We start from the raw sequence: 22,298 nt of genomic DNA, 5'->3' as shown, positions 1-22,298 counted from the left end.
CCCGAGGTCAGGACAGGCGCGCCCCGGACGTGGCGGAGAACACGTGCAGCTCGTCGGGACGGATCCGCAGGTGCAGGGTGTCGCCCATGGCCGGCGGCTTGCGCGGGTCGACCCGGGCCACGACGTTGGACTTGGTGCCCTCGGCGTCGGTCTCGGCGAGCTTGCCGTAGACGTAGGCGTCCGAACCGAGCTCCTCGACCAGTTCCACCTTGATCGGCACGGTGCCGTCCTCGGTGGCCGACACCTCGAGCGACTCCGGCCGGAAGCCCAGCGTCACGGTGTCGCCCTCGGCGGCGGCGATGATCTCGCGGGTCAGCGGCACGCGCGCGCCGCCCACCTCGGCGCCGTCGGTGGTGAGCTTCGCGGTGACGAGGTTCATCGCGGGCGAGCCGATGAAGCCGGCGACGAACGCGTTCGCGGGCTTGTCGTAGAGCGCGCGCGGGGTGTCGCACTGCTGCAGCAGGCCGTCGGACAGCACGGCGACGCGGTCACCCATCGTCATGGCCTCGACCTGGTCGTGCGTCACGTAGACCGTGGTGACGCCGAGGCGGCGCTGGAGCGCGGCGATCTGCGTACGGGTCGAGACACGCAGCTTCGCGTCGAGGTTCGACAGCGGCTCGTCCATCAGGAAGACCTGCGGCTCGCGCACGATCGCGCGGCCCATGGCGACGCGCTGGCGCTGACCACCGGAGAGCGCCTTCGGCTTGCGGTCGAGGTAGTCCTCGATGTCGAGCAGCTTGGCCGCGTCGAGCACCTTCTGCTTGATCTCGGACGCGGGGCGCCCGGCGATCTTCAGCGCGAAGCCCATGTTCTGCCCGACGGTCATGTGCGGGTAGAGCGCGTAGTTCTGGAACACCATCGCGATGTCACGCGAACGCGGCGGCAGCTGGGTGACGTCGCGGTCGCCGATCCAGACGGCACCGTCGTCGATGTCCTCGAGGCCGGCGAGCATGCGCAGGCTGGTCGACTTGCCGCAGCCGGACGGGCCGACCAGCACCAGGAACTCGCCGTCGGCGATCTCCAGGTCCAGCGCGTCGACGGCCGGGCGGTCGCTGCCGGCGTAACGCCGGGTCGCCTTGTCGTAGGTGATGGAAGCCATCGGGTCAGTCCTCTCCGAAAGTCCGCCGGACCCCGTGCGCGGCTTCGCGCGCTTCGAGGTGGCGCTGCTGGATCCGGTGGCCCTCGGCGCGCTGCGCCTCGGTCGGCTCGTCCAGCTCGAGCCGCGTCTTGTTCTTTCCTTGCCAGGACGGGGGTTCCGCACCGGAAGTCAGGGCCCAGGCCGCCTGCCGCGCCGCGCCGATGGCGACGTACTCGGCGACCTCGGGCAGCTGCACGGGCACGCCGAACACGAGCGGCGCGACCGCGCGGACGGCGGCCGACTGCGCCCCGCCGCCGATCAGCAGCACGCGGTGGACGTCGAGGCCGTGCGCGCGAACCGCGTCGAGACCGGCGGCCAGGCCGCACAGCATGCCCTCGACGGCACTGCGCGCGAGGTTCTCCGGCGTCATGTTCGCCCGGGTCAGGCCGGTCAGCGAGCCGGTGGCGTCAGGCAGGTTCGGGGTGCGTTCGCCATCCAGGTAAGGCAGGAACGTCAGGCCGCCGGCGCCGGGCTCGGCACGCAGGGCGAGCCGGTCGAACTCGCTCAGCGTCGCGCCGAGCATCGCCGCGGTCGACGTCAGCACCCGCGCGGCGTTGAGCGTGCAGGCCAGCGGGAGGAAGCGGCCGGTGGCGTCGGCGAACCCGGCGACCTCGCCGGTCGCGTCGGCCGCGCCGGTCTCGGCGACGCCGAACACGGTGCCGCTGGTGCCGAGCGACACGACGACGTCACCCGGCTGCAGTTCGAGCGCGAGCGCGGCGGCCATGTTGTCGCCGGTGCCGGCGGAGACGAGCACGCCGCCCTTCGTGTGGCCGGCGGTGTCGGCCGGGCCGAGCACGGTCGGCAGCTCCGGCGTCCGGCCGCCGAAGGCGTGCGCGAGGACGTCGAGGCGGTAGGCGTTGTCGGACGGCGAGAAGTAGCCGGTGCCGGACGCGTCACCGCGGTCGGTCACCGGGTCGCCGCCGGTGAGCTTCCAGGTCAGCCAGTCGTGCGGCAGCAGCACGCGGGCGACGCGGTCGGCGAGCTTCGGCTCGTGTTCGGCCAGCCACCGCAGCTTCGTGACGGTGAAGCTGGCGACCGGCACCGAGCCGACGGACTTCGCCCAGACGGACGGCCCGCCGAGCTCGTCGATCAGGTCGAGCGCGGCCTGCGCCGAGCGGTTGTCGTTCCAGAGCAGCGCGGGCCGGACGACGTCGCCGGTTTCGTCGAGCGTCACCATGCCGTGCTGCTGGCCGCCGATACCGATGGCCTTGACGTCGTCGAGCAGGCCGGTTGTGGCGGTTTCGAAGGCCTCCCACCAGGCCGCGGGGTCGACCTCCGTGCCGTCCGGGTGCGGCGCGCGGCCGGTGCGGACGATCTCCCCGGTCACGGCGTCACACACGACGACCTTGGTCGACTGCGTGGACGAATCGATGCCGGCCACCAGCTCAGCTGTCATACGGCTGCCCCTCCTCGACGTGTTCGACGATCTCGATCGCGGTGCCCGCGTTGAGCGCCGCCTCGATTTCCTCGGTCGGCGTGGTCTCGCCGGTGATCAGCAGGTCGTAGTCGCCGACGTCGCCGTGCGCGTAGGTCGCGGTGCGCCCGAACTTCGAGTGGTCGACGACGAGGACGTTGTGGTTCGCGACCCGCAGCGCGGCCTTCTTCAGCTCCGCGTAGTCGCGATCGGGGTGGTAGAGCCGCCCGATCGCGACGGCGGTGACCGAGACGAACGCGACGTCGGCGCGGATGCTGTCCAGCAGGTTCAGCACCTCGGGCCCGGCGCAGGAGTCGTACTCGTGGCTGTAGCGCCCGCCGGCGAGCACGACGTCGACCCGCGGCCCGAGCAGGCGCGCGGCGTGCAGCGAGTTGGTGACGACGGTGAGCGCGTCGATCTCCGCGAGCCGCTTGACCAGCGGGAGGAGCGTCGTCGAGTCGTCGACGAAGACGGTCTGGCCGGGCTGGACGTGCTTCGCGGCCGCCTCGCCGAGAGCGTCCTTCTCCCCGTGGTGGAGGGTGTCGCGGAAGCGGGCGGCGGTCTCGATGGTGAGCGCGGGATAGGCCGCGACCTTGCCGCGGAGCTTGCGCAGAAGACGACGTTCGTCGAGGTCGTCGAGGTCGCGGTGGATGGTCATCAGACTGACCTTGAACCGGGCGGTGAGGTCGTCGATGCGGGCCTCGCCCTGCTCGATGACGTGATCGAGGATGTCCTGCCGCCGCTGCTCGACGACGGCGTCGGACGGCCGGGTCTTCCGGTCTCCAGGTCCTGTGCCGCCGCTCACACGGACTTCTTACCAGATTTACCGCTCAGAGTTAACAGAGAACTCGATAACTCTTCACGCCCCCGCCGTCCCAAAGCGCCACTTTCTCCGTGAAAGTGTTCCGGAGGAGGTGGCTCCGGAACACTTTCACGGAGAAAGTGGCGCTTTGGGGTCAGGGGGTGAGGGAGCGGATCGCGCGGATCGCTTCCGGGATCGCGTGGACCAGGGCCGAGGACGACGTCGGGGCGTTCCGGGCCGCGATCGCGCCCGCCAGGGAGTGCACGTGGGCCGCCGCGGCCGCGGCCAGCCACGGGTCCAAGCCGGCCGCCAGCAGTGAGCCGATCAGGCCGGACAGCACGTCGCCCGACCCCGGCGTGGCCAGCCAGGCGCCGTGCGGCTTGTTGACCGCCACCCGGCCGTCCGGGGCCGCGATCACCGTGACGTACCCCTTCAGCAGCACCACCGCGTTGTACCGGCGCGACGCGTCGCGAGCGGCTTTCACCCGGTCAGGGCCCGGCGCGGCGCCCATCAGGCGCTCGTACTCACCCGCGTGCGGCGTCAGGACCAGCGGCGTGTCCGGGTCGCGCGCGTCGAGGACGTCCGGGGACTTCGCGATGATCGTCGTCGCGTCGGCGTCCGCGCACACCGGCAAGCCGCGGCCCAGGACGTACCGGACGACGTCGCGGCCCTCCGAGCCCGTGCCGATGCCGGGCCCGACCGCCCACGCCTGGACGCGCCCAGCGTCCGCGACCGTGCCTGTCGCGATGACCTCCGGCCACTGCGTGCGGACGACGTCGGCCGCGTGCCCCGCGTACCGGACCATCCCGGCCGTCGCGCGCACCGCCGAGCCCGCCGTCAGCACCGCCGCGCCCGGGTACGTCGCCGAGCCCGCCGCGACACCGACCACGCCCTGGCTGTACTTGTCGTCCTCCGGGCCCGGCACCGGCCAGGCCGCGGCGATGTCCACGACGTCCAGCTGCCGGATCGAGGGCTCCCCCAGCTCCGGGCCGAGACCGATGTCGACCAGCACCACCTCGCCGCACCACGTCGGCGCCAGCACGTGCACCGGCTTGCGGCCGCCGAAGGTGACCGTCAGGTCCGCGCGAACCGCCGGGCCGTCGACGGCGCCGGTGTCCGGATCGACGCCGCTGGGCAGGTCGACCGCGACGATCGGCGCTTCGACGAGGGACACCAGCCGCGCGGCGTCCGGCCGCAGCGAACCGTGCCCCGAAATCCCGATGATCCCGTCGACCACGACGTCCGCCCGCGCGATCCACTGTGGACCGTCCTCGCCGGACACCACCCGGCCACCGGCTCGCCGCAGCGCCGCGAGTCCGGCCTCGTGGGCCCGGGAACCCAGCAGGACAGCCGTGACGGCGACTCCGCGGCGGCGCAGGAAAGCCCCGGCCCACAACGCGTCGCCGCCGTTGTCACCGGAGCCGACCAGCAAGACGACCCGGCGTCCCGACACCGTGCCGGTGTGCTCGCCGAGGAACTCCGCCAGCCGCACGGCGAGCCCGAACGACGCGCGCCGCATCAGCTCGCCCTCGGGCGTGACGGCGAACAACCGCCCCTCCGCCTCGCGAATCCGTTCCGTGGTCCAGATTCCCTGCACGGCGAAGGCCTCCCGCTATTCGACGGTGACAGACTTCGCCAGGTTACGCGGCTTGTCGACGTCGTACCCGCGAGCACGGGCGATCTCCGCGGCCAGCACCTGCAGCGGGACCGTGGACACCAGCGGCTGCAGCAGCGTCGGCACCGCGGGGATCTCGATCAGCTCGTCCGCGAACGGCCGGACCGTCTCGTCACCCTCTTCGGCGATCACGATCGTGCGCGCGCCGCGTGCCTGGATCTCGCTGATGTTCGACACCAGCTTCGAGTGCAGCACCGCGCGGCCCTTGGGCGACGGCATCACGACGACGACGGGCAGGCCCTCCTCGATCAGCGCGATCGGGCCGTGCTTGAGCTCGCCGGCGGCGAAGCCCTCGGCGTGCATGTACGCGAGTTCCTTGAGCTTCAGCGCGCCTTCGAGGGCGACCGGGAACCCGACGTGGCGGCCGAGGAACAGCACGGCCTTCGAGTCGGCGATCCGGCGGCCGAGGTCGCGCACCTGGTCCACAGTGGACAGCACCTTCTGGACGGCCGCGGGCATGGCCTCCAGCTCGGCGAACTCGCGGGCGACCTCGTCCGGGTACTTGGTGCCGCGGGCCTGCGCCAGGGCCAGGCCGACCAGGTAGTTGGCGGCGATCTGCGCGAGGAACGCCTTCGTCGAGGCGACGCCGATCTCGGGCCCGGCGTGGGTGTAGAGCACCGCGTCGGACTCGCGCGGGATCTGCGCGCCGTTGGTGTTGCAGACGGCCAGCACGCGCGCCTTCTGCTCGCGCGCGTGGCGGACGGCCTCCAGCGTGTCCGCCGTCTCGCCGGACTGCGACACGGCGACGACGAGCGTCGCGCGGTCGAGCACCGGGTCGCGGTAGCGGAACTCGCTGGCCAGCTCGACCTCGACCGGCAGGCGGCACCAGTGCTCGATGGCGTACTTGGCGACCAGGCCGGAGTGGTAGGCCGACCCGCAGGCGACGACGAAGACCTTGTCGACGTCGCGCAGGTCCTGGTCGGAGATGCGCTGCTCGTCGAGGATGATCCGGCCGTTGTCGAAGTGCCCGCGAAGGGTGTTCGCCAGCGCCTCGGGCTGCTCCTCGATCTCCTTGAGCATGAAGTACTCGTGGCCGCCCTTTTCGGCGGCGCTCAGGTCCCAGTCGACGGTGAACGGCTTCGCCTGGGCGGCGTCGCCGTGGAAGTCGGTGACCTCGTAGCCCTCGCGGGTGATCACGACGAGCTGGTCCTGCCCCAGCTCGACGGCCTCGCGGGTGTGCTCGATGAACGCGGAGACGTCGGAGGCGACGAAGTGCTCGCCCTCGCCGACGCCGACGACCAGCGGCGACGACCGGCGCGCCGCGACGATCGTGCCGGAGTGGTCGGCGTGCGTCACGACCAGCGTGAACGCGCCTTCGAGGCGACGGCAGACGGCGGCGACGCTGGCCGCGAAGTCCCCGGCGGTCTCGCCGCCGGTGTAGGCCCGCGCGATGAGGTGCGCGGCGGTCTCGCTGTCGGTGTCGCTGGCCATCTCGACGCCGTCGGCTTCCAGCTCGGCGCGCAGGGCGGCGAAGTTCTCGATGATGCCGTTGTGCACGACCGCGACGCGCTGGGAGGCGTCCCGGTGCGGGTGCGAGTTGCGGTCCACCGGGGCACCGTGGGTGGCCCAGCGGGTGTGGCCCATGCCGGCGGTGCCGGCGAAGCTGTCGCGACCGACCTTGTCCAGCTCGGCTTCCAGGTTGGCGAGCCGGCCGGCCTTGCGCTCGACGTTCAGTGCGCCGGCGCCGTCGAGGACCGCGACCCCGGACGAGTCGTAACCGCGGTACTCCATCCGCCGGAGCCCGCCGAGAACGACGTCCAGAGCCGGGCGGTGCCCGACATATCCCACGATTCCACACACGCGCACCAGCCTAACGAGGGACATTCGGCCGGCTGACCGGGCACGCGAACCGGTCCCGACCTGCACGGACGTCACTCCATATGGTCCGGACCAATGCCGAACCGGGTGACACCGCCAGCCCACTCCCGAGCGCCCCGAGGCAGCCTTGGTTGCGTCCGACGCACCGAAGGCCGTCTTCGGTGCGTCAGACGCGCCGAAGGCCACATCGGGGCGTTTGAGGGGTGCCGGGGCGGCGAGCGAGCCGGGGGCGGGTGCGGGCAGTAGGGTTCCGGCCATGGCCAGCAAGCCCAAACAGCTGCTCGCGGAGCTGAAGCACCCGGGTCCGCACGAGGTCCTCCGGGGCAACCTCGCCCTGGTCGGCCTGCCGGGCGTGGTGTACACGCCCCGCGCCGGCCTCGGTCTGCCCGCCATCGCCTTCGGGCACGGCTGGCTGCAGCCGCCCGACCGGTACCGGCAGCTCCTGCACCACCTCGCCAGCTGGGGCATCGTCGCCGCGGCGCCGGCGACCCAGCGGGGGCCGCTGCCCTCGCACCGGCTGCTCGCCGCCGATCTCCTGACCACCCTCGACGTCGTCACGACGGTCCGCCTCGGCCCGGACGGCATCAGCGTCGACCCGGCCAAGCTCGGCCTCGCCGGGCACTCGGCCGGCGGTGGCTCGGCGGTGCTGGCCGCGGCGCAGGACGCGCAGGCCGAAAACCCGCGGATCCGCGCCGTCGCGACCATCACGGCCGCCCAGACGCTCCCGCCGGCGAGCGAGGCCGCACGCGCCATCACCGTCCCGGGTCTGCACCTGGCCGCCGAAGAAGACCTGGTCGCGCCGGCCGTCGGCCACGCCGAGGCGATCTCGGACAACTGGGGCGGCGACGACGTCCAGCTGCGCACCCTCGGCAAGGCGTCCCACCTCGGCGTCACCGAGGGCCGGCACTGGTCGCAGCTGATCATGCACGGCAAGCCCCACCGCGGCACCCAGCAGCTCACCCGCGCGCTGTTCACGGCGTTCTTCCTGACCCACCTGACCGGCACGGACAAGTACCGGCCCCTGCTGGAGGCGGACGTCAAGCGCGCGACCATCGAGCGCGAGGACGAACCCGCCCACTGAGTCCCCTACTGACGCGAAAAAGGCCCGGCTCGCGCCGGGCCTTTTTCGCGTTTTCCCTCAGACCAGCCAGCTCGTGCTGGAGAAGTCGTCCTCGTCCTCGACCGGACGCGCGTGGCGTCCCCGGGGCCGCTGCGGCTCGGGCGCCGGGGCCGGGGGCTCCGGCACCGGCGGAGGCACCGCCGCCACCGGCTCGGGCTGCGAGGCCGCCGCGGCCGGGGCCGGGTACGCCGGGAAGCTGTTCGTCGGCGTCGAGTCCTCGTCCTCGCCGCCGAACTGCATCAGCGACTCCCGGCCCTTGTCGGCCAGGGTCTTCTCCGTCGCCCAGCCGCCCGCGCTCTGCTTGCGCTTGTTGAGCTCGTCCATGTGCTCGGCGTACTTCTGCGCCGCACCCAGCTCGTTCTTCAGGCCCTCGCGCGCCTGCGTCTCGGCCTCCGCGACGCGCCGGTCCCGCAGCCCCCGCTGCTCGTCCTGCTCGCGCGCCGCGGCGTCCATGGTGGAGACCGCCGCGCGATACCGCTCTTCGGCGCTGCTCATCGCCCCTCCTCAGGCTCTACCCTCACTGGCCCGTCACCGGTCGTACCGGATCGAGCGCTCACCCTCGTCGTCCAGCGAGCCGCTGATCCGGCCCTTCGCGCCACTCGTCTCGAACACGCCGCCTTCGATGCGGTACTGGCTGGCGCCGCGCTGCTGGTCACCGCCCCCGCCGGGCGAGCCGCCCATACCGCCCATCATTCCGCCCATGCCCCCCATGCCGCTCATGCCGCTGGCCGAGCCGCTCGCGGCCGCCTGGTGCGCGCCGGGGTCGACCGGCGTCGCGCCGAGCCCGCCGCCGTCGGCCGCCGGGAGCGACGCGTCGCTGCCCGTCTGGGCGCCCGGGTCCAGCGACACCGCGCCGGCGAAGTCGGCGGTCGTGTGCCCGCCCGTGACGGCGGAGCCGAAGTCGCTCGCCCCGGCCGTGGTCGTCGAGTCGCCGCCACCGCCGGCTCCCGCGTCGGCCGTGGCCAGCGCCGGTTCGGCCGTCGTACCGGTGCCGAGGTCGCCGGAGAAGTCCATCCCGCCCGGCGCGCTGAACCCGCCGCCACCGCCGCCGGCCGCCGCCCCCTGCGTCATGCCCGGGTCCGGGTTGTCCGGCGACGGGTCCTTGGTCAGCGGCGACTCGGCGTTGGCGTCGTGCTGGATCTCGGAGGCGACGCCACTGCTGCTGTCCGGCCCGGAGGAAGCCCCGTCGGACCCACCGGTGCCGCCGGCGGTCGCGCCGGACGTACCGGTGTCGGACGCCGCGCCGGTGCCGTCGGCCTTGAGGTCGCCGGTCTTCGGGCCGTCCTTCGAGTCCAGCGTGTAGGTGGTCGGCTCGCCCTTGCCGTCGTCGACGGTGACGACCGTCGGCCCGCCAGGGCCCTCCGGCCGCTCGGCGGTGATCTTCAGGTTGCCGTCCTGGATGTGGATCTTGCCGTCCGCGCCCGGCTTGTAACTGCCGTCGGCCGACGGCTGCCCGTCCTTGACGGCCTGGCTGCCCTGCGGCCCGAAGGCGGCGTCCTTGCCGTCGGCGCCCTTGCCGTCGGCGCCCTTGGCGTCGGCCTTGTCGTCGTCGCCCCAGTCGAGCGGGTAGTCCTTCTTGTGGCCCTGGCCGTCGTCCACCGTGATGTCCATCTTGCCCTGCTTGTCGGGCTCGGACATCTCGATCGTGTTGTCGCCCTTCTTGACCGACACCGTCTCCGTGTCGTCGGCGTCCTTGATGGCCTCGCCGGTCTTCGGGTCGATCGGGTACGGCTCCCCGGTCGACGGGTCGACCTCGAGGGGCTTGCCGGTGATCGGGTTCGTGCCGGCGTCGCCCGGCTTCGGCGCGGCGTCCTCCGGCTTCGGCGGCTCGCTCGCGGACGGCGTCGTGGTACCGCCGCCACCGCTCCCGGTGCCGCCGCCACCCGTGCCCGGCCCGCCCCCGCCGGTGCCCGGCCCGCCGCCACCGGTGTTGGAGTCCTTGCCCCCGCCGCCGGTGCTGGTGTCCTTGCCGCCGTCACCCTTGCCCGTGTCCGGGCCGGCGCCCTTGGCCTCGGTCAGCTGATTGGTGTAGCCGGCCAGGTACTGGTCGAGCGCGCCCCACTGCTGGTCGATCGTGTCCTTGGCGGACTTGCACGAGCCGTTGAACGCGTTGATCAGGCCCTGGTACTCGGTGGTGAACGCGCCGTCGCGCCAGTAGCGGCAGACCTGGCGGCCGTACTCCTTGTTCTCGTCGTTGAAGCCGCAGTCGTCGTTCTGCAGCCGCTCGGCGAGGTTCGTCTGGTTGCCGTTCTGCGCGTTGACCCCGTCGACCCAGCCGGCGACCTTCATGAAGTCGTCGAACTCGCCGGTCTCGCCGTTCGCGATCTTGAGGACGTCGCGGGCCATGCCGATGTCGGCCTGGGCGATCGTCGTGCGGTGCAGCCCGAGGACCTCGTCGACCTTCTTCTTGACGGCGTCGAAGACGTGCCCGACGGTCTCCGGGAGCAGCTTCGCGGCGCCGTCGATCTGCTGGGAGAGCTCCTTGGCGTGCGGCTTGATCGTCTCGTCGTACTTGATCTCCGCCGCGTTGGCGCCCTTGCCCTTCCACTCCCCGAAGAGGGTCTGGAGCTCGGTGTCGCTCTTGGTGAGCGTGTCCTCGACGACCTTGTGCGCCTTGGCCAGGTCGTCGGCGTCGGTGAGGAACTTCTGGTACTGGATGCCGCGGTTCTCGTGGAACTTGTCCTTGAGGTCCTTCTGCGGGTCGAGCTGGCCGGTGCCGCCCTTGATCTTGTTCCAGATGTCGGTGGTCCACAGCACCAGGAAGTCGATCGTGACGTTGCCCTGGTCGAGCTGCTCGTCGGAGCTCTTCGCGCCCGCGTTGAGCGTCGGCTTCGCGATGCCGTCGAGGTTCTTCTTCGCCTGGTTCTTGCGGTCGGTCTGGGCCTGCTGTTCCTTGCCCTTGGCCTGCGACTCCTGCTGGGCTTCCTTCAGCCGGTCGTCGACCTCGCCGTCGGAACCGGTGGGATAGAGCGGCGTGGTGGCCCAGTTCCGGTCGGAATACCCGTCGATGTATTCCTTGGCGTACTTTTCTTCTTCGTCGTTGAAGTTCCAGGTGTCCTTGTCGTACGCCTCCATGAGGGCGGACTTCTTTTCCATGGAGACGTTCGGGTCGTCGAGGACCTTCTTGATGTCAGCCCATTCGGCCATTACTTGCTCCCCGCCGCGTTGGCCCGCGCACCCGCGTCCGATTCCTGCGTGGTGTATTTCCCACCGGCCGTGCCGATGCCGCTGCCGAGGTTCATCAGGGCGTTCGACAGCCCGGTCATGCCCGCGCCGATCTCGTCGATCCCGGCCTTGTACTTGCCGAAACCGTCCTGGTGGACGCGGCCGAAGTCCGCAGCCACGATCGCCGTCGGCGCGACTTTCTTCGCTTCGCCCGCCGGGTCGTCGGCGACGTCGTTGAGGCGGATCTGCGCCCGCGTCATCGCTTCCGAACTCGCTTCATAACCGTTTGGCATGGTGGCTGCCCCCTTCGATCCCACAGTCCCTGGCACCTGTTCGAAGACTGTGACGCGCCCGGACGCCGATCGGTGCCGTCGCAGATGCACACAGAGTCTAGCGTTCGGCCGCGTGGCCAGCCGGGACTTCGGAAAAGTGCACCCCGGGGGTCACCCGGTGGCGCGCTGGGCCTCGACGGCTTCGGCGATGACCTCGGCGACACCCCGGACGTCCACCAGGCGGTCGAGCTCGTCCAGGTCGACGGAGACGCCGAAGCGGACCTCGACCCGCGCGAGCAGCTGGATCCGCTGCCGGGACGTCAGGCCGATGTCGTCGAACGGGGTCGAGTCGGCGAGCCGCTCCGGCGGGATCTCCAGCGCGAGGCAGACGATCTTCCGGATCTCGCCGGCGTAGGCGGCCGCGTCAGTCATGGCGCCCATTCTCACCCCACCAGCGGTCGCGGGCCGCGGCGCGGGAGACCTTGCCGCTGGAGGTGCGCGGCACCGCGCCGGGCCGGACCAGCCACAGGCCGCGCAGGGGCAGGTCGTGGCCCGCCGACACGGCCCGGCGGACGGCGCTCGCCACGGCGTCGCCGTGGTCCGCGGCGCCGACGACCGCCGCCACACCCTCGCCGCGGCTGTCCCGCACCGCGAACGCGGCGACCCGGCCGGCCCGGACGGCGGGGTGCGCGGCCTCGATCGTCGCCTCGATGTCCTGCGGGTGGTGGTTGCGGCCGTCGACGATGATCAGGTCCTTGAGCCGCCCGGTGACGTACAGCAGGCCGTCGTGGAGGAAGCCGAGGTCGCCGGTGCGGAGCCAGCCGGGCTCGGCGAAGGCGTCACCGCGGTCCGGCCGTCCCCAGTAGCCGTCGGCGACGTTGGGGCCCGCTACCCAGATCTCTTTGTCGACAATCTTGACCCGCTGACCGTACGGCCGCCCCGCCGACACCAGCGGCTCGCCGTCGAACTCGGTGATCGTCGGGCCCTCGTCCCCCGCGCTGGCGACGAACACCGTCGCCTCCGCCAAGCCGTAACACGGCTTCTGCGCCGCGCGCGGCAAGCCGAACGGCGCGAAAGCGCGGTCGAACGCCTCGACGGTGGCCGCGCGGACCGGCTCACTGCCGTTGAGCACCGAGTTCACGTGCGACAGGTCGACGTCTTCGAGCTCGCCGGCTGCTGCGGCGGCTTCGGCTGCTTCCGAGGCCAGGTCGAAGGCGAAGTTCGGGGCCGCCGTGATCGCGCCCGGGTGCTCGGCCAGCAGCCGGATCCAGCGCAGCGGGTCGCGCACGAACTCCATCGGCGTGAAGAACACCGAGTGCGCGCCCAGGAACACCGGCGTGCCGATGAGCAGGACCAGCCCCATGTCGTGGAAGAACGGCACCCAGCCGGCCAGGTGGGTCGACGCGTCGGCGTGGTAGCACCGGGTCGTCTGCCAGCAGCTGGCCACGAGCGCGCGGTGCGAGATCACGGCGCCGGCCGGGCGGCTCGTCGAGCCCGACGTGTACTGCAGGTACGCGGGGTCGGTCATGGCGACCGCGGCGGGCGGCCCGGCGTCGGCCGGCTCGACGTCCTCGATCGCGAGCAGGACCTCCGGCCGCGACGCCAGGCCGTCCAGGAAGTCCTTCGAGGTGAGGATCACCGACGGCGTGGCGTCGGCGAGGGCCGACTCGAGCCGGGCGCGGTGCGTGCGCCCGGCCGGGACGGACAGCGGCACCGCGACGAGCCCCGCGTACAGCGTCCCGAGGAAGCCGACGACGTAGCCGAGGTCCTGGCGGGTGACGATCGCCACCCGGTCACCCGGCCGGGTGAGGCGGCGCAGCTCGCGGGCGACCCCGCGGACGCGCGCGAGCAGCTGCGGCCACGTCAGGGTGTGGTCGGCCGGACCCGGGAAGACGCGGCAGGTGAACGCGGGGCGGTCTTCGGCCGCGTTGCGGAGCAGGAGGTCCGTGAGGGGCGTGGTCAGGACCTCGTCCGGGACGGCTGCGGGCGGCACGGCCCCATCCTGCCCTACGGTGGGGAGCCGATGGACGAGTTCGAGTGGCACGGGATCGCGGTGGTCGAGGGCCGTGACGCGGCCGCGCGCGCCCTGCGGTCGCCGGAGCTGACGTCGGATCCCGGCCTCGGGTCACCCAGCGTGCTGCTGCGCGACGGCGACGGCCACACGCGGGTGCGCGGCGTGCTGCGGGAGATCATCGCCGGGCTGGAGCCGTTCCCGGACCCGGTGCGCGCGGAGATCATCGCGGTGGTCGGCGCGCTGGGTGCGTCATTCGACCTGGTGCACGACTTCGCACGGCCGGTCGCGGGCCTGGTGACGGCCGCGGTGCTGGGTGTGCCGCTCGACGGCGTCTTCCTGGATCACCTGGAAGCGACCACGGCGAACCTCGACGTCTTCGGCGGCACCGACCGGCCGGGCCAGGCGTCGGCGTTCCGGCTGTCGGTGCAGCTCGGCCGGGCCCCGGCCGAGCCGGGCAGCGGCCTGGCGGCCCTGCGCGCGGCGCACGCGGCGGGCCGGCTCGACGACGACGAGCTGGCGATCAACCCGGTGGTACTGGCGCACGCGGCGTACGAGAACTCGCTGAACTTCCTGGCCTGCGCCGGGCTTTCGCTGGCTTCGGGCGCCGCGTGGACGAGCGTGCGTGGGCTGGCGGCGGAGATCTGCCCGGCCCGGTACGTCCTGCGGTTCGGTTCCGAAGGTCCGGTGGCGATCTCCCTGACCGACGGCTTGCCGTTCGGCCTGGGCCGCCACGCCTGCCCGGGCTCCGGCGTGGCGCTGGCGGAGGGCGAGATCGCGCTGCGCGAGCTGGCCGACGTCCTCGCCGGCGGGTGCCGGGTCGAGGACGTGCGGTGGAAGACCCACCCGGTGTTTCGCGGCCTGGCCTCGGCGCGGGTTCTCGTGAGTGGTTAGGGCGGTTCTAACCGCCCTAACCACTCACGAGAGCCGCGGCAGACTACGAAACGGCGGAGACCACGCCGGCCAGGCGGTCGGCGGCGGCCTGGGCGGTGGCCTGGGCCGGGGCCTCGACCATCACGCGAATCAGCTGCTCGGTGCCGGACGGGCGCAGCAGCACCCGGCCTTCCTCACCCAGCTCGGCCTCGACCTCGTCGACGGCGACCCGGACCTCGGTCGAATCCGCGACCGCCGCCTTGTCGGCGACCGGGACGTTCACCAGCACCTGCGGCAGGCGGTTCATCACGGCCGCCAGGTCGGCGAGGGACTTGCCCGTCTCGGCCATGCGGCTCATCAGGCGCAGCGCCGTCAGCAGGCCGTCGCCCGTGGTGGCGTGCGCCGGGAGGACGACGTGGCCGGACTGCTCGCCACCGAGGGCGAAGCCGCTGGAACGCAGCTCCTCGAGGACGTAGCGGTCGCCGACCGCGGTGGTGACCACGGTGATGCCGTGGGCGCGCATCGCCAGGTGCAGGCCGAGGTTGCTCATCACGGTCGCGACCAGCGTGTCCTTGGCCAGCTCACCGGACTCGGCCAGCGCGAGCGCCAGCACGGCCATGATCTGGTCGCCGTCGATCAGCTCGCCGGCGGAGTCGACGGCCACGCAGCGGTCGGCGTCACCGTCGTGGGCGATGCCGAGGTCGGCGCCGTGCTTGACGACGGCCTCGCGCAGCCGCTCCGGGTGGTTGGAGCCGCAGTGCTCGTTGATGTTGACGCCGTCCGGATCGGCGTACAGCGCGACGACCTCGGCGCCGGCCCGGCGGTAGATCTCGGGCGCGGCCGCGGACGACGCGCCGTTCGCGCAGTCGACGACGACCTTGAGGCCGTCGAGCGAGTGCGGCGTCACCGCGAGGAGGTGCTCGGCGTAGCGGTCGAGGGCGTCATCGACGTCCGTGACGCGCCCCACACCGGCGCCGGTCGGGCGGATCTTGCCGTCGGCGAGGCCGGCCTCGATCTCGTCCTCGATGCCGTCGGGGAGCTTGTGCCCGCCCGAGGCGAAGAGCTTGATGCCGTTGTCCGGCATGGGGTTGTGCGACGCGGAGATCATCACACCCAGGTCGGCTTCGAGCGAGCCGACCAGGTAGGCCACGGCCGGCGTCGGCAGGACGCCGACCCGGCGGACGTCCGCGCCGGCGGAGGTGAGCCCGGCCACGACCGCGGCTTCGAGCATCTCACCACTGGCGCGCGGGTCCCGGCCGACAACCGCGACCGGCCGGTGTGAGCGGTCGTGCGCGGCCAGCACGCGGGCGGCGCTGGCGGCCAGCGCCAGGGCCAGTTCCGGCGTCAGCTCGGCGTTGGCCAGGCCACGTACCCCGTCGGTACCGAACAGGCGTGCCATCGATCGACCTCCTCAGAGCGGCTGCGGCAGCGCAACCACCACGACAACCTAGCGAGCGTTCCCGGACGCTCTCCCCCACCCCCGAATGTCGCTCCGAGCACCGGAAATGCGACATCGGCCCGGGCGGGTCGGTAAAAACGCCGGAGCGCCCATCCGATAGACGGATGAGCGCTCCGGTGGGTTGCGCCAGAGGCGCGAATCAGCGCTTGCTGTACTGCGGGGCCTTACGGGCCTTCTTGAGGCCGTACTTCTTCCGCTCCGTGGCGCGCGCGTCACGGGTCAGGAAGCCGGCCTTCTTGAGGGCCGGGCGGTCGTCCGCGTCGACCTCGATGAGCGCACGGGCGATGGCCAGGCGCAGCGCGCCGGCCTGACCCGAGACGCCGCCACCGTGCAGGTTGGCGAAGATGTCGAACGCGTCCGGCTTCTCGACCAGGACCAGCGGGTCCTTGATGAGCTGCTGGTGCACCTTGTTCGGGAAGTACTCCTCGAGGGTACGGCCGTTGAGCTTGAACTCGCCGGTGCCCGGGACGACACGCACGCGAACGACGGCTTCCTTGCGGCGGCCGACGGTCTGGGCGTTGCCGCCCGCGGCCCGCGACGGGCGCGGGGCGGTGGCGGACTCGCTGGTCGCCGCCGGGGTCTCGCTGGTGGCCACCGGGGTCTCGCTCGTCGCCACCGGGGTCTCGGCGGCGGCGGGAGCCTCGGGGGTCTCGGGGGTCTCGACGGCGCCGGTCTCGGTCGCCTCGGTGGTGACCTCGGCGGTCTCGGGGTCGGTGCTGGTCACAGACTGTTCCTCACTCACTGCGCGACCTGCGCGATCTTGGTGATCTCGCGCGCCTGCGGCTGCTGCGCGGCGTGCGGGTGCTGCGGGCCGGCGTAGACCTTGAGCTTCTTGGCCTGGGCGCGGCCGAGCTTGTTCTTCGGCAGCATGCCCTTCACGACCTTCTCGAGAAGGTGCTCGGGCTTGGTGTCGAGCAGCTCGCCGAACGACCGCTTCCGCAGGCCGCCGGGATAACCGCTGTGCCGGTAGGCGAACTTCTGCTCGCGCTTGTTTCCGGTGAGCGCGACCTTCTCGGCGTTGACGATGATGACGAAGTCACCGGTGTCCACGTGCGGGGCGAAGGTCGGCTTGTGCTTGCCGCGCAGCAGCGTGGCGACCTCGGTCGCGAGCCGGCCGAGCACGACATCCTCGGCGTCGATCACGTGCCAGGCACGAGTGACGTCGCCGGGCTTGGGGCTGTACGTGGGCAAGGGTCTACCTCGTCGTCAACATTGCGTGTGGGTTCTGTGCGGGCCTAGCGCGCTGATGCGCCGCAACGCACAACGACATATGAAGATACCCCCACGCTCGCCGCAGCCACGCATCGGGGGTGGGTGGAAGCACCGGGACAGGCCCGGCCCCTGCGGACTCTACCCGGTTTTCCGGCCGAAGTGCCCGCACGCGCGGCCCCGACACGCGAGGATGAGACGATCCGGGCGCCCGGAGCACGGGCACAGACGAGGCATGGGGACGGCGATGAGGAAACGACCGACGGCGATCTTCGTCCTGGGGGCTTTCCTGGCGCTCGTCAGCGCCTGCGGCCAGGCCAAGGCGGGCACGCCGCTGCCGAAGGGCGACGACGCGGCGGACTACGTCGGCGGCAAGTTCGAGCAGCTCATCGGCAAGCTCGAGGACAGCATCACCGACACGCGCAACGTCACCAACTCGCTCGACGCCTACTTCAAGTTCGACGACAAGTGGATCCACAGCACGGTCACGTCGGCGCGCACCGGCAGCCCGGAGAACCGGGTCGTGCGGCACCGCTCGCTGAAGAACCCCGATGAGATCATCGACACGTACACGCCCGCGGACGGCCCGGTCGAATACACCTACCTCGGCCCGATGTACGTGCAGAAGGGCGTCTCGCCGACGGCGTGGGTGTCGATGCCGAAGCCCGAGGCCGGCCTGGTCCAGCCGTGCGTCTGGGGCGGGGTGCTGACCCCGTGCCGGATGGCCGACTCGACGGTGGAGGCCTACAAGGCCGACAAGCGCGCGGTCCGCGGGGCGAAGAGCCTCGGCGACGGCAAGACCGCGCTGACGGTCAACGTGCCGTTCCAGGTCTTCGTCAAGGACCGGGTCGAGATCCTGCCGGACAGCGTCACGAGCCAGATCGGGCCGGAGCTGAACAAGGCCATGGTGCCGACCACGATCACGCTGAACCCGGACGGCAGCCTCGTCTCGTTCGTGATGGACGCCAAGTTCGGCGGCGACGGCCACCAGCTCGAGCTCAAGTACGAGTTCAAGTTCACCGGCCCGGCGAGCCTGCAGGACATGCCGAAGCTGCCCGACGCGGCGCAGATCACCGTGCTGCCCGACCGGGCGGCGATGGACGACTTCTACCGCCGTCTCGGCGACGCGCAGGGCAACTGACCCGTGGCCGTCCCCCACCGCCCGACCCGAGGTGATCTCCGATGACCCAGCCGCCCGACCAGCAGCCGCAGTGGTGGCAGCCGCCGGCCGACCCGCCGGCGCCCGCGAACCCGCAGGCGCCGGCGTGGCAGCCGGAACAGCAGCCGACCGGCCCGCATTCCGGGCAGTGGCAGCAGAACGACGCCCCGGGCGCGGCCACCGGGTCCTACACCGGCCAGTGGGCCCCGCAGCAGCCCGGCCCGTCCGGCTCGTTCTCCGGGCCGTGGCAGGGACAGCAGAACGCGCCTTGGCAGCAGCAGCAACCGCCGTCGCAGCCGACACCCCAGCAGGGCACGCCGGGCGGCGGCTGGCCCGCGCAGCAACCGGGACAGCCGGGGCAGCCGTACGGCGGTGGGTTCCAGCCGTCGCAGTACGGCGGCCTGGGCGCGTTCGCCGCGGCGCCGGAAAAGAAGCCGAAGTCGAAAAAACCGTTGCTGATCGCCGGGATCGCGGTCCTGGTGCTCGTGGTCGGCGGCGGTGGCGCGTGGCTGCTCGGCGCGTTCCGCGGCGACGTGCTGGACCAGCAGTCCCTTCAGGACGGTGTGGTGAAGGTCCTGAACGAGAGCTACGGCGAGCCGGACGTGAAGAACGCGCAGTGCCCGTCGAACGAGGCCGCGCAGAACGGCACGACCTTCGACTGCACGGTGCAGATCGGCGGCCAGGCCAAGAAGGTGACCGTGCGGGTGCTCAACGACCGGCCCGAGTACGAAGTCGGCGCGCCGCACTGAGTTTTCCCTTACCCGCAAACGGAAAACGGCGGGCCCCGCACCGAAGTGCGGGCCCGCCGTGGTTCCCGGGGCTAGCGGCTCAGAACAGGCCTTCGACAGCGCTGTCCGTCTGCTGGTAACCGTCGGCGATCTGCGGCAGGGCGGCGGCGATCTGCGCCAGAACCTGCTTCAGGTCCTCGAACTTCTGGTCCCAGGTGCGCTGGGCCTGGTCGTACTGCTCCTTGGCGGAACCGGTCCAGGTGGTGATCAGCGGCTTGAGGTCGTCCTTCAGGCGGTCGAACGCCTGCTGCAGCTCGCCACCGGTCTGCTGGCAGTCGTCCGCGGCCGCGCGGATGGTGGCATAATTGACGACAATTCCGGCGCCATCAGGCATGATGTGCTCCTTCTGTACTCAAGAATTTCGGGTGAATGAAAAGAAAGACGAAGGTGAAGATCAGCCCAGCGCGTCGAAGCCGCGGTTGACGGCGCCAAGGATCTCCTGCTGCTGCTGCTCGGACTTCTCGTACTTCGAACCGGCCTCGCGGAGCAGGTCCGCGATCTTCTGGAGGGCCTGGTTCATCTGGCGGGCGTCGTCGTCGAAGCGCAGCATGACGTGGTCGAACGCCTTCTGCGCGTCGCCCTGCCAGCCGGCGCGGGTGGCCTCGATGCGGTCGCGCAGCGTGGACAGGTTGGCGTCCATGCCCGCGCGGACCTCGGTGACCTTGCCCTCAGCGTCGGTGAACTGTGCGACTGTTCCTTGGAATCCGGCTCCGGCGCTCATACCGGTACCCCCTTCAAGAGTGGTGGTTGTCCGTAACAAGTCTTGTGCGTTTGTTCGGACCTACGACGCAGACCCTGCCATGTCCGGTTCCCCCTTGTCGTGCTTTGCCGGCAAGTAGTTGCTTGCGTGAACGCTCTTCGCGGGAACCGATCGCGGCCGGTATCCCCGGATCACTCCGATCCGGCGACACCTCACCCGGAAATGTGTTCTCCACCAGCGGGGTTAGCACACGCACAGCGAGCACCGGGCCGAACTCACCCGTCGCGTTTCATGATTCGCATCTGGGAAAAGTCTTCGTCGTCGTCACTCGTTCGAGGGGCACGGGCGGCAGATTGCGAACGCGAAGGAACCGAATCGGGAACAACGGGGGTGTCCGGGACCTCGGGAACGGTCAGCCCGCGGGCGCGGCGGAACCGTTCGGCGGCCGCGCGCAGCGTGCCGGGCGTCGGATCGCCGGACTTCGCCCCGCGGCCCGTTCGCTTCAGCAATTCGACGTTTTCGCTGTGGTGCCGCTGATTGCGCGCCTTCGCGGACCCGGAGACGCGCCGGGCGTGCGTCACCGCGTCCTGACCGATCCGCTTGAAGGACGCCGCGGCGCTTTCGAATTCCTCGGACGGCACCGCGTGCCCTCCTCTCAGTTGAGGATTTCCACCGTGCGCACGGCCTGCGTGCACGCGGCGGCGACCCGGTCGCGCAGCTCGGGCTTCACGTACTGGCAGCCGACGTGGACCCGGATCCGGCCCTTCGCCACGACGTACCAGTCGACCTGGATGTCGGGGCGGTCCGGCTTGACCTGGTGGTAGAAGATCACCGTCCGGCCCGCGTACGACAGGTTCGGGTCGTACGCGCTGTACTGCTGCTGCGAATCGTTCTCCGCGCTCTTGCGGAGCTCGTCCGCGAGCTTCTGCGGATCCGCCGTCGCGTCGTAGTCCATGACGTACTCCTGCGCGACGAGCAGGTCGTTGCCGTCCGCCGACTCCTGCGGGTGGATGACGACCTGGCGCTCGGCGACCCGGTCGTCGGTCTGGACCCAGTCGTTCGGCGAGACGAACTTGAAGTCGTACTGCGAGAGCGTCCGGCCGGTCTCGGCCTGGGTGCTGTCACGCGTGAAGAGGAGCACCCCGCCGACGACGAGCGCGGCCACGACGACCACCGCGACGGCCACGACGCCCCACAGCTTCTTGCGGTTCTTCGCGGGCGGCTCGGGCGACGGCGGGGCCGCGGACGCGCCGCCGGGGCGAGGCCCCGGAGGGCCGCCAGGACCGCTCATCGCGGGCTGCCCGGCCGCCGGAGTCCACGGGCGGGCCGCCGGCTGGCCGTGGGGCGGTGAGGGCGGCGGTCCGGGCCGGTTCGCGTTCGGCGGGGTGAACTGCGCCGGCGTGGAGCGGGGCGGAGCCGGGCGCGGGGCGACGTCGCCGGGGCGGACGACCTCCGTGCGCTGCGCCGCCGGGTTCAGCGCGCCGCCCGGGACAGCGCCCATCCGGGCCATCGCCTCGCCGGGGAGAGCACCGGTGCGGTCCGGGTCGACCAGCACCGCGCGCAGCGCGCCGCGCGCGACCACCGTCTCGGGCTGGTCGAGGCTCGTCGGCACGACGCCGGTGCGCTCGTGCACCAGCCGGGAGATCATCGGGATCCGGCTCGACCCGCCGACCAGGAAGATCGCGGTGAGCTGCTTCGGCCGCAGGCCGGCGTCGCCGATCGACGCGACGGTCAGTTCCACCGCGCGGCCCAGCGGCGCCGCGATCAGCCGCTCGAGGTCCTCGCGGGTGACGTGCGCGTCGGCGAACGGCGGCGGCATCGGGACGTCGGTGTAGGCGTGCCGCGACAGCGTCTCCTTCGCGCCGCGCACGTCCTGGCGCAGGACACGACGGCGTCGCCGGTCGACGAGCTCGCGGCCCTCGACCAGCTGGCGCCAGGCGTCCTGCTCCCCGCCCGCCACGAGCTCGCCGACGTGCTCCAGCAGGGCCTGGTCGATGTCCGCGCCGCCGAAGGCGGGGTCGCCGCGAGTGGCGAGGACCTGGAAGCCGCCGCGCTGCGGGCGGCCGGCGCGATCCCGGGCGTTGTCCGGCGGGAGGCGGCGCACGACGCTGACGTCGACCGTGCCGCCGCCGAGGTCCAGCACCGCCAGCGCGTCACCGGGACGGCCGCTGAACTCCACGGTGCGGTCGTTGGTCACGTCCTGCGGTGCGAACGTCGCGGCGTGGTAGACCGCCGCCGCGACCGGCTCCGGCACCAGGGCGACCTCGCGCGCCAGCCCGCCGGCCGCCTGCCGCAGCAGCCGGGTGCGGATGGCGCCCCAGTCCGCGGGGTGGGTCAGCACGAGCAGGTCGACCTCGGCGTCACCGGCCAGCCGGCGCGCTTCGGCGACCGCGCGGCCGAGCACGGCGTGCACGACGTCGGTGACCCGCAGGACGCTGTCACCGAGCAGCAGCTCGCCCTCGTCGATCCGGCGCTTGGGGTTCGGTTCGTAGCGCGACGGGTCGACCGCCGCCTGCCGCTCGGCCTCCTGGCCGACGAACAGCGTGCCGTCGGCCGCCGCGTACACCGCCGAGGACATCAGCGGCTGGCCGTCGATCACCACGACCTGCGGATCGCGCCCGTTCACCGAGGCGACGACACAGGTACTCGATGTCCCGAAGTCCACCGCAACCCGCACTGTCACCCGAAGCTCCCG

General features: G+C 71.9%; 21 protein-coding genes. 4 read left to right on the top strand and 17 right to left on the bottom strand.

Translation table 11 applies throughout. The annotated features are described in order from the left end of the window. Positions 1–7: 7 nt before the first annotated feature. The 5 genes from OHS18_RS34600 to glmS all read right to left on the bottom strand — a co-directional run bounded on the left by OHS18_RS34600 (position 8) and on the right by glmS (position 6,829). Positions 8–1,099 (bottom strand): ABC transporter ATP-binding protein, encoded by a 1,092-nt coding sequence (locus OHS18_RS34600; protein WP_328445440.1) that lies wholly within the window; start codon positions 1,097–1,099, stop codon positions 8–10. Between the two features lie 4 nt (positions 1,100–1,103). Then, positions 1,104–2,534, bottom strand: coding sequence for a xylulokinase (gene xylB / locus OHS18_RS34595; RefSeq protein ID WP_328613629.1), 1,431 nt, complete (start codon positions 2,532–2,534; stop codon positions 1,104–1,106). Next, entirely contained in the window at positions 2,524–3,357 is an 834-nt protein-coding gene (locus OHS18_RS34590; protein WP_328613628.1) for a DeoR/GlpR family DNA-binding transcription regulator, read from the bottom strand. Before OHS18_RS34590 ends, xylB begins: the two co-directional genes overlap by 11 nt. A 151-nt stretch (positions 3,358–3,508) precedes the next feature. Next, positions 3,509–4,951, bottom strand: coding sequence for an NAD(P)H-hydrate dehydratase (locus tag OHS18_RS34585; protein WP_328613627.1), 1,443 nt, complete (start codon positions 4,949–4,951; stop codon positions 3,509–3,511). Positions 4,952–4,966: 15 nt separating this feature from the next. Then, positions 4,967–6,829 (bottom strand): glutamine--fructose-6-phosphate transaminase (isomerizing), encoded by a 1,863-nt coding sequence (gene glmS / locus OHS18_RS34580; protein ID WP_328445448.1) that lies wholly within the window; start codon positions 6,827–6,829, stop codon positions 4,967–4,969. A gap of 274 nt (positions 6,830–7,103) precedes the next feature. Here glmS and OHS18_RS34575 point away from each other — a divergent pair, with 274 nt between their 5' ends. Beyond that, entirely contained in the window at positions 7,104–7,928 is an 825-nt protein-coding gene (locus OHS18_RS34575; RefSeq protein ID WP_328613626.1) for a dienelactone hydrolase family protein, read from the top strand. Positions 7,929–7,985: 57 nt separating this feature from the next. Here OHS18_RS34575 and OHS18_RS34570 read toward each other — a convergent pair whose 3' ends face one another. From OHS18_RS34570 to OHS18_RS34550, 5 genes are all read right to left on the bottom strand, one after another. Next, a complete protein-coding gene (locus OHS18_RS34570; RefSeq protein WP_328613625.1) occupies positions 7,986–8,462 on the bottom strand; it encodes a hypothetical protein in 477 nt (158 codons plus the stop codon). Between the two features lie 33 nt (positions 8,463–8,495). Continuing rightward, positions 8,496–11,114: a WXG100 family type VII secretion target gene (locus OHS18_RS34565; protein ID WP_328613624.1), complete on the bottom strand. Its 2,619-nt coding sequence runs from the start codon at positions 11,112–11,114 to the stop codon at positions 8,496–8,498. Further along, positions 11,114–11,425, bottom strand: a complete 312-nt coding sequence (locus tag OHS18_RS34560; RefSeq protein WP_328445453.1) for a hypothetical protein — start codon at positions 11,423–11,425, stop codon at positions 11,114–11,116. The genes OHS18_RS34565 and OHS18_RS34560 overlap by 1 nt, the downstream gene beginning before the upstream one ends. 150 nt (positions 11,426–11,575) lie before the next feature. Further along, entirely contained in the window at positions 11,576–11,836 is a 261-nt protein-coding gene (locus tag OHS18_RS34555) for an acyl carrier protein (RefSeq protein WP_328445454.1), read from the bottom strand. Further along, positions 11,829–13,397 (bottom strand): fatty acyl-AMP ligase, encoded by a 1,569-nt coding sequence (locus OHS18_RS34550; RefSeq protein ID WP_328613623.1) that lies wholly within the window; start codon positions 13,395–13,397, stop codon positions 11,829–11,831. Before OHS18_RS34550 ends, OHS18_RS34555 begins: the two co-directional genes overlap by 8 nt. Positions 13,398–13,427: 30 nt before the next feature. Between OHS18_RS34550 and OHS18_RS34545 the strand changes: the two genes are divergently transcribed. Then, a complete protein-coding gene (locus OHS18_RS34545; protein WP_328613622.1) occupies positions 13,428–14,309 on the top strand; it encodes a cytochrome P450 in 882 nt (293 codons plus the stop codon). A gap of 43 nt (positions 14,310–14,352) precedes the next feature. On the opposite strand, the gene glmM is transcribed toward OHS18_RS34545, so the two are convergent. The 3 genes from glmM to rplM all read right to left on the bottom strand — a co-directional run bounded on the left by glmM (position 14,353) and on the right by rplM (position 16,938). Next, entirely contained in the window at positions 14,353–15,687 is a 1,335-nt protein-coding gene (gene glmM, locus OHS18_RS34540; protein ID WP_328613621.1) for a phosphoglucosamine mutase, read from the bottom strand. Between the two features lie 199 nt (positions 15,688–15,886). Next, a complete protein-coding gene (gene rpsI / locus OHS18_RS34535; protein WP_442874312.1) occupies positions 15,887–16,471 on the bottom strand; it encodes a 30S ribosomal protein S9 in 585 nt (194 codons plus the stop codon). A gap of 14 nt (positions 16,472–16,485) precedes the next feature. After that, positions 16,486–16,938 carry a 50S ribosomal protein L13 gene (gene rplM / locus OHS18_RS34530; RefSeq protein WP_328445461.1) on the bottom strand — a complete coding sequence of 151 codons (453 nt, stop codon included), beginning with the start codon at positions 16,936–16,938 and terminating at the stop codon, positions 16,486–16,488. A gap of 265 nt (positions 16,939–17,203) precedes the next feature. Here rplM and OHS18_RS34525 point away from each other — a divergent pair, with 265 nt between their 5' ends. After that, a complete protein-coding gene (locus OHS18_RS34525; protein WP_328445463.1) occupies positions 17,204–18,097 on the top strand; it encodes a hypothetical protein in 894 nt (297 codons plus the stop codon). Positions 18,098–18,138: 41 nt separating this feature from the next. Further along, a complete protein-coding gene (locus OHS18_RS34520) occupies positions 18,139–18,864 on the top strand; it encodes a DUF4333 domain-containing protein (protein WP_328613620.1) in 726 nt (241 codons plus the stop codon). A gap of 79 nt (positions 18,865–18,943) precedes the next feature. Here OHS18_RS34520 and OHS18_RS34515 read toward each other — a convergent pair whose 3' ends face one another. The 4 genes from OHS18_RS34515 to OHS18_RS34500 all read right to left on the bottom strand — a co-directional run bounded on the left by OHS18_RS34515 (position 18,944) and on the right by OHS18_RS34500 (position 22,286). Continuing rightward, a complete protein-coding gene (locus tag OHS18_RS34515) occupies positions 18,944–19,237 on the bottom strand; it encodes a WXG100 family type VII secretion target (RefSeq protein WP_328445467.1) in 294 nt (97 codons plus the stop codon). Positions 19,238–19,297: 60 nt separating this feature from the next. Then, entirely contained in the window at positions 19,298–19,624 is a 327-nt protein-coding gene (locus tag OHS18_RS34510) for a WXG100 family type VII secretion target (protein ID WP_328445469.1), read from the bottom strand. A 254-nt stretch (positions 19,625–19,878) separates the two neighbouring features. Continuing rightward, a complete protein-coding gene (locus tag OHS18_RS34505) occupies positions 19,879–20,244 on the bottom strand; it encodes a hypothetical protein (RefSeq protein ID WP_328613619.1) in 366 nt (121 codons plus the stop codon). Between the two features lie 14 nt (positions 20,245–20,258). Continuing rightward, on the bottom strand, positions 20,259–22,286 hold the full coding sequence (locus tag OHS18_RS34500; protein ID WP_328613618.1) for a type VII secretion-associated protein: 2,028 nt from the start codon (positions 22,284–22,286) through the stop codon (positions 20,259–20,261). Positions 22,287–22,298 lie beyond the last annotated feature (12 nt).

This window comes from Amycolatopsis sp. NBC_00355 (assembly GCF_036104975.1).
In the GTDB taxonomy this organism is placed as follows: Bacteria; Actinomycetota; Actinomycetes; order Mycobacteriales; family Pseudonocardiaceae; genus Amycolatopsis.
The sequence above is the reverse complement of the archived record's forward strand: the minus strand, read 5'-3'. Positions and strand labels throughout refer to the sequence as shown.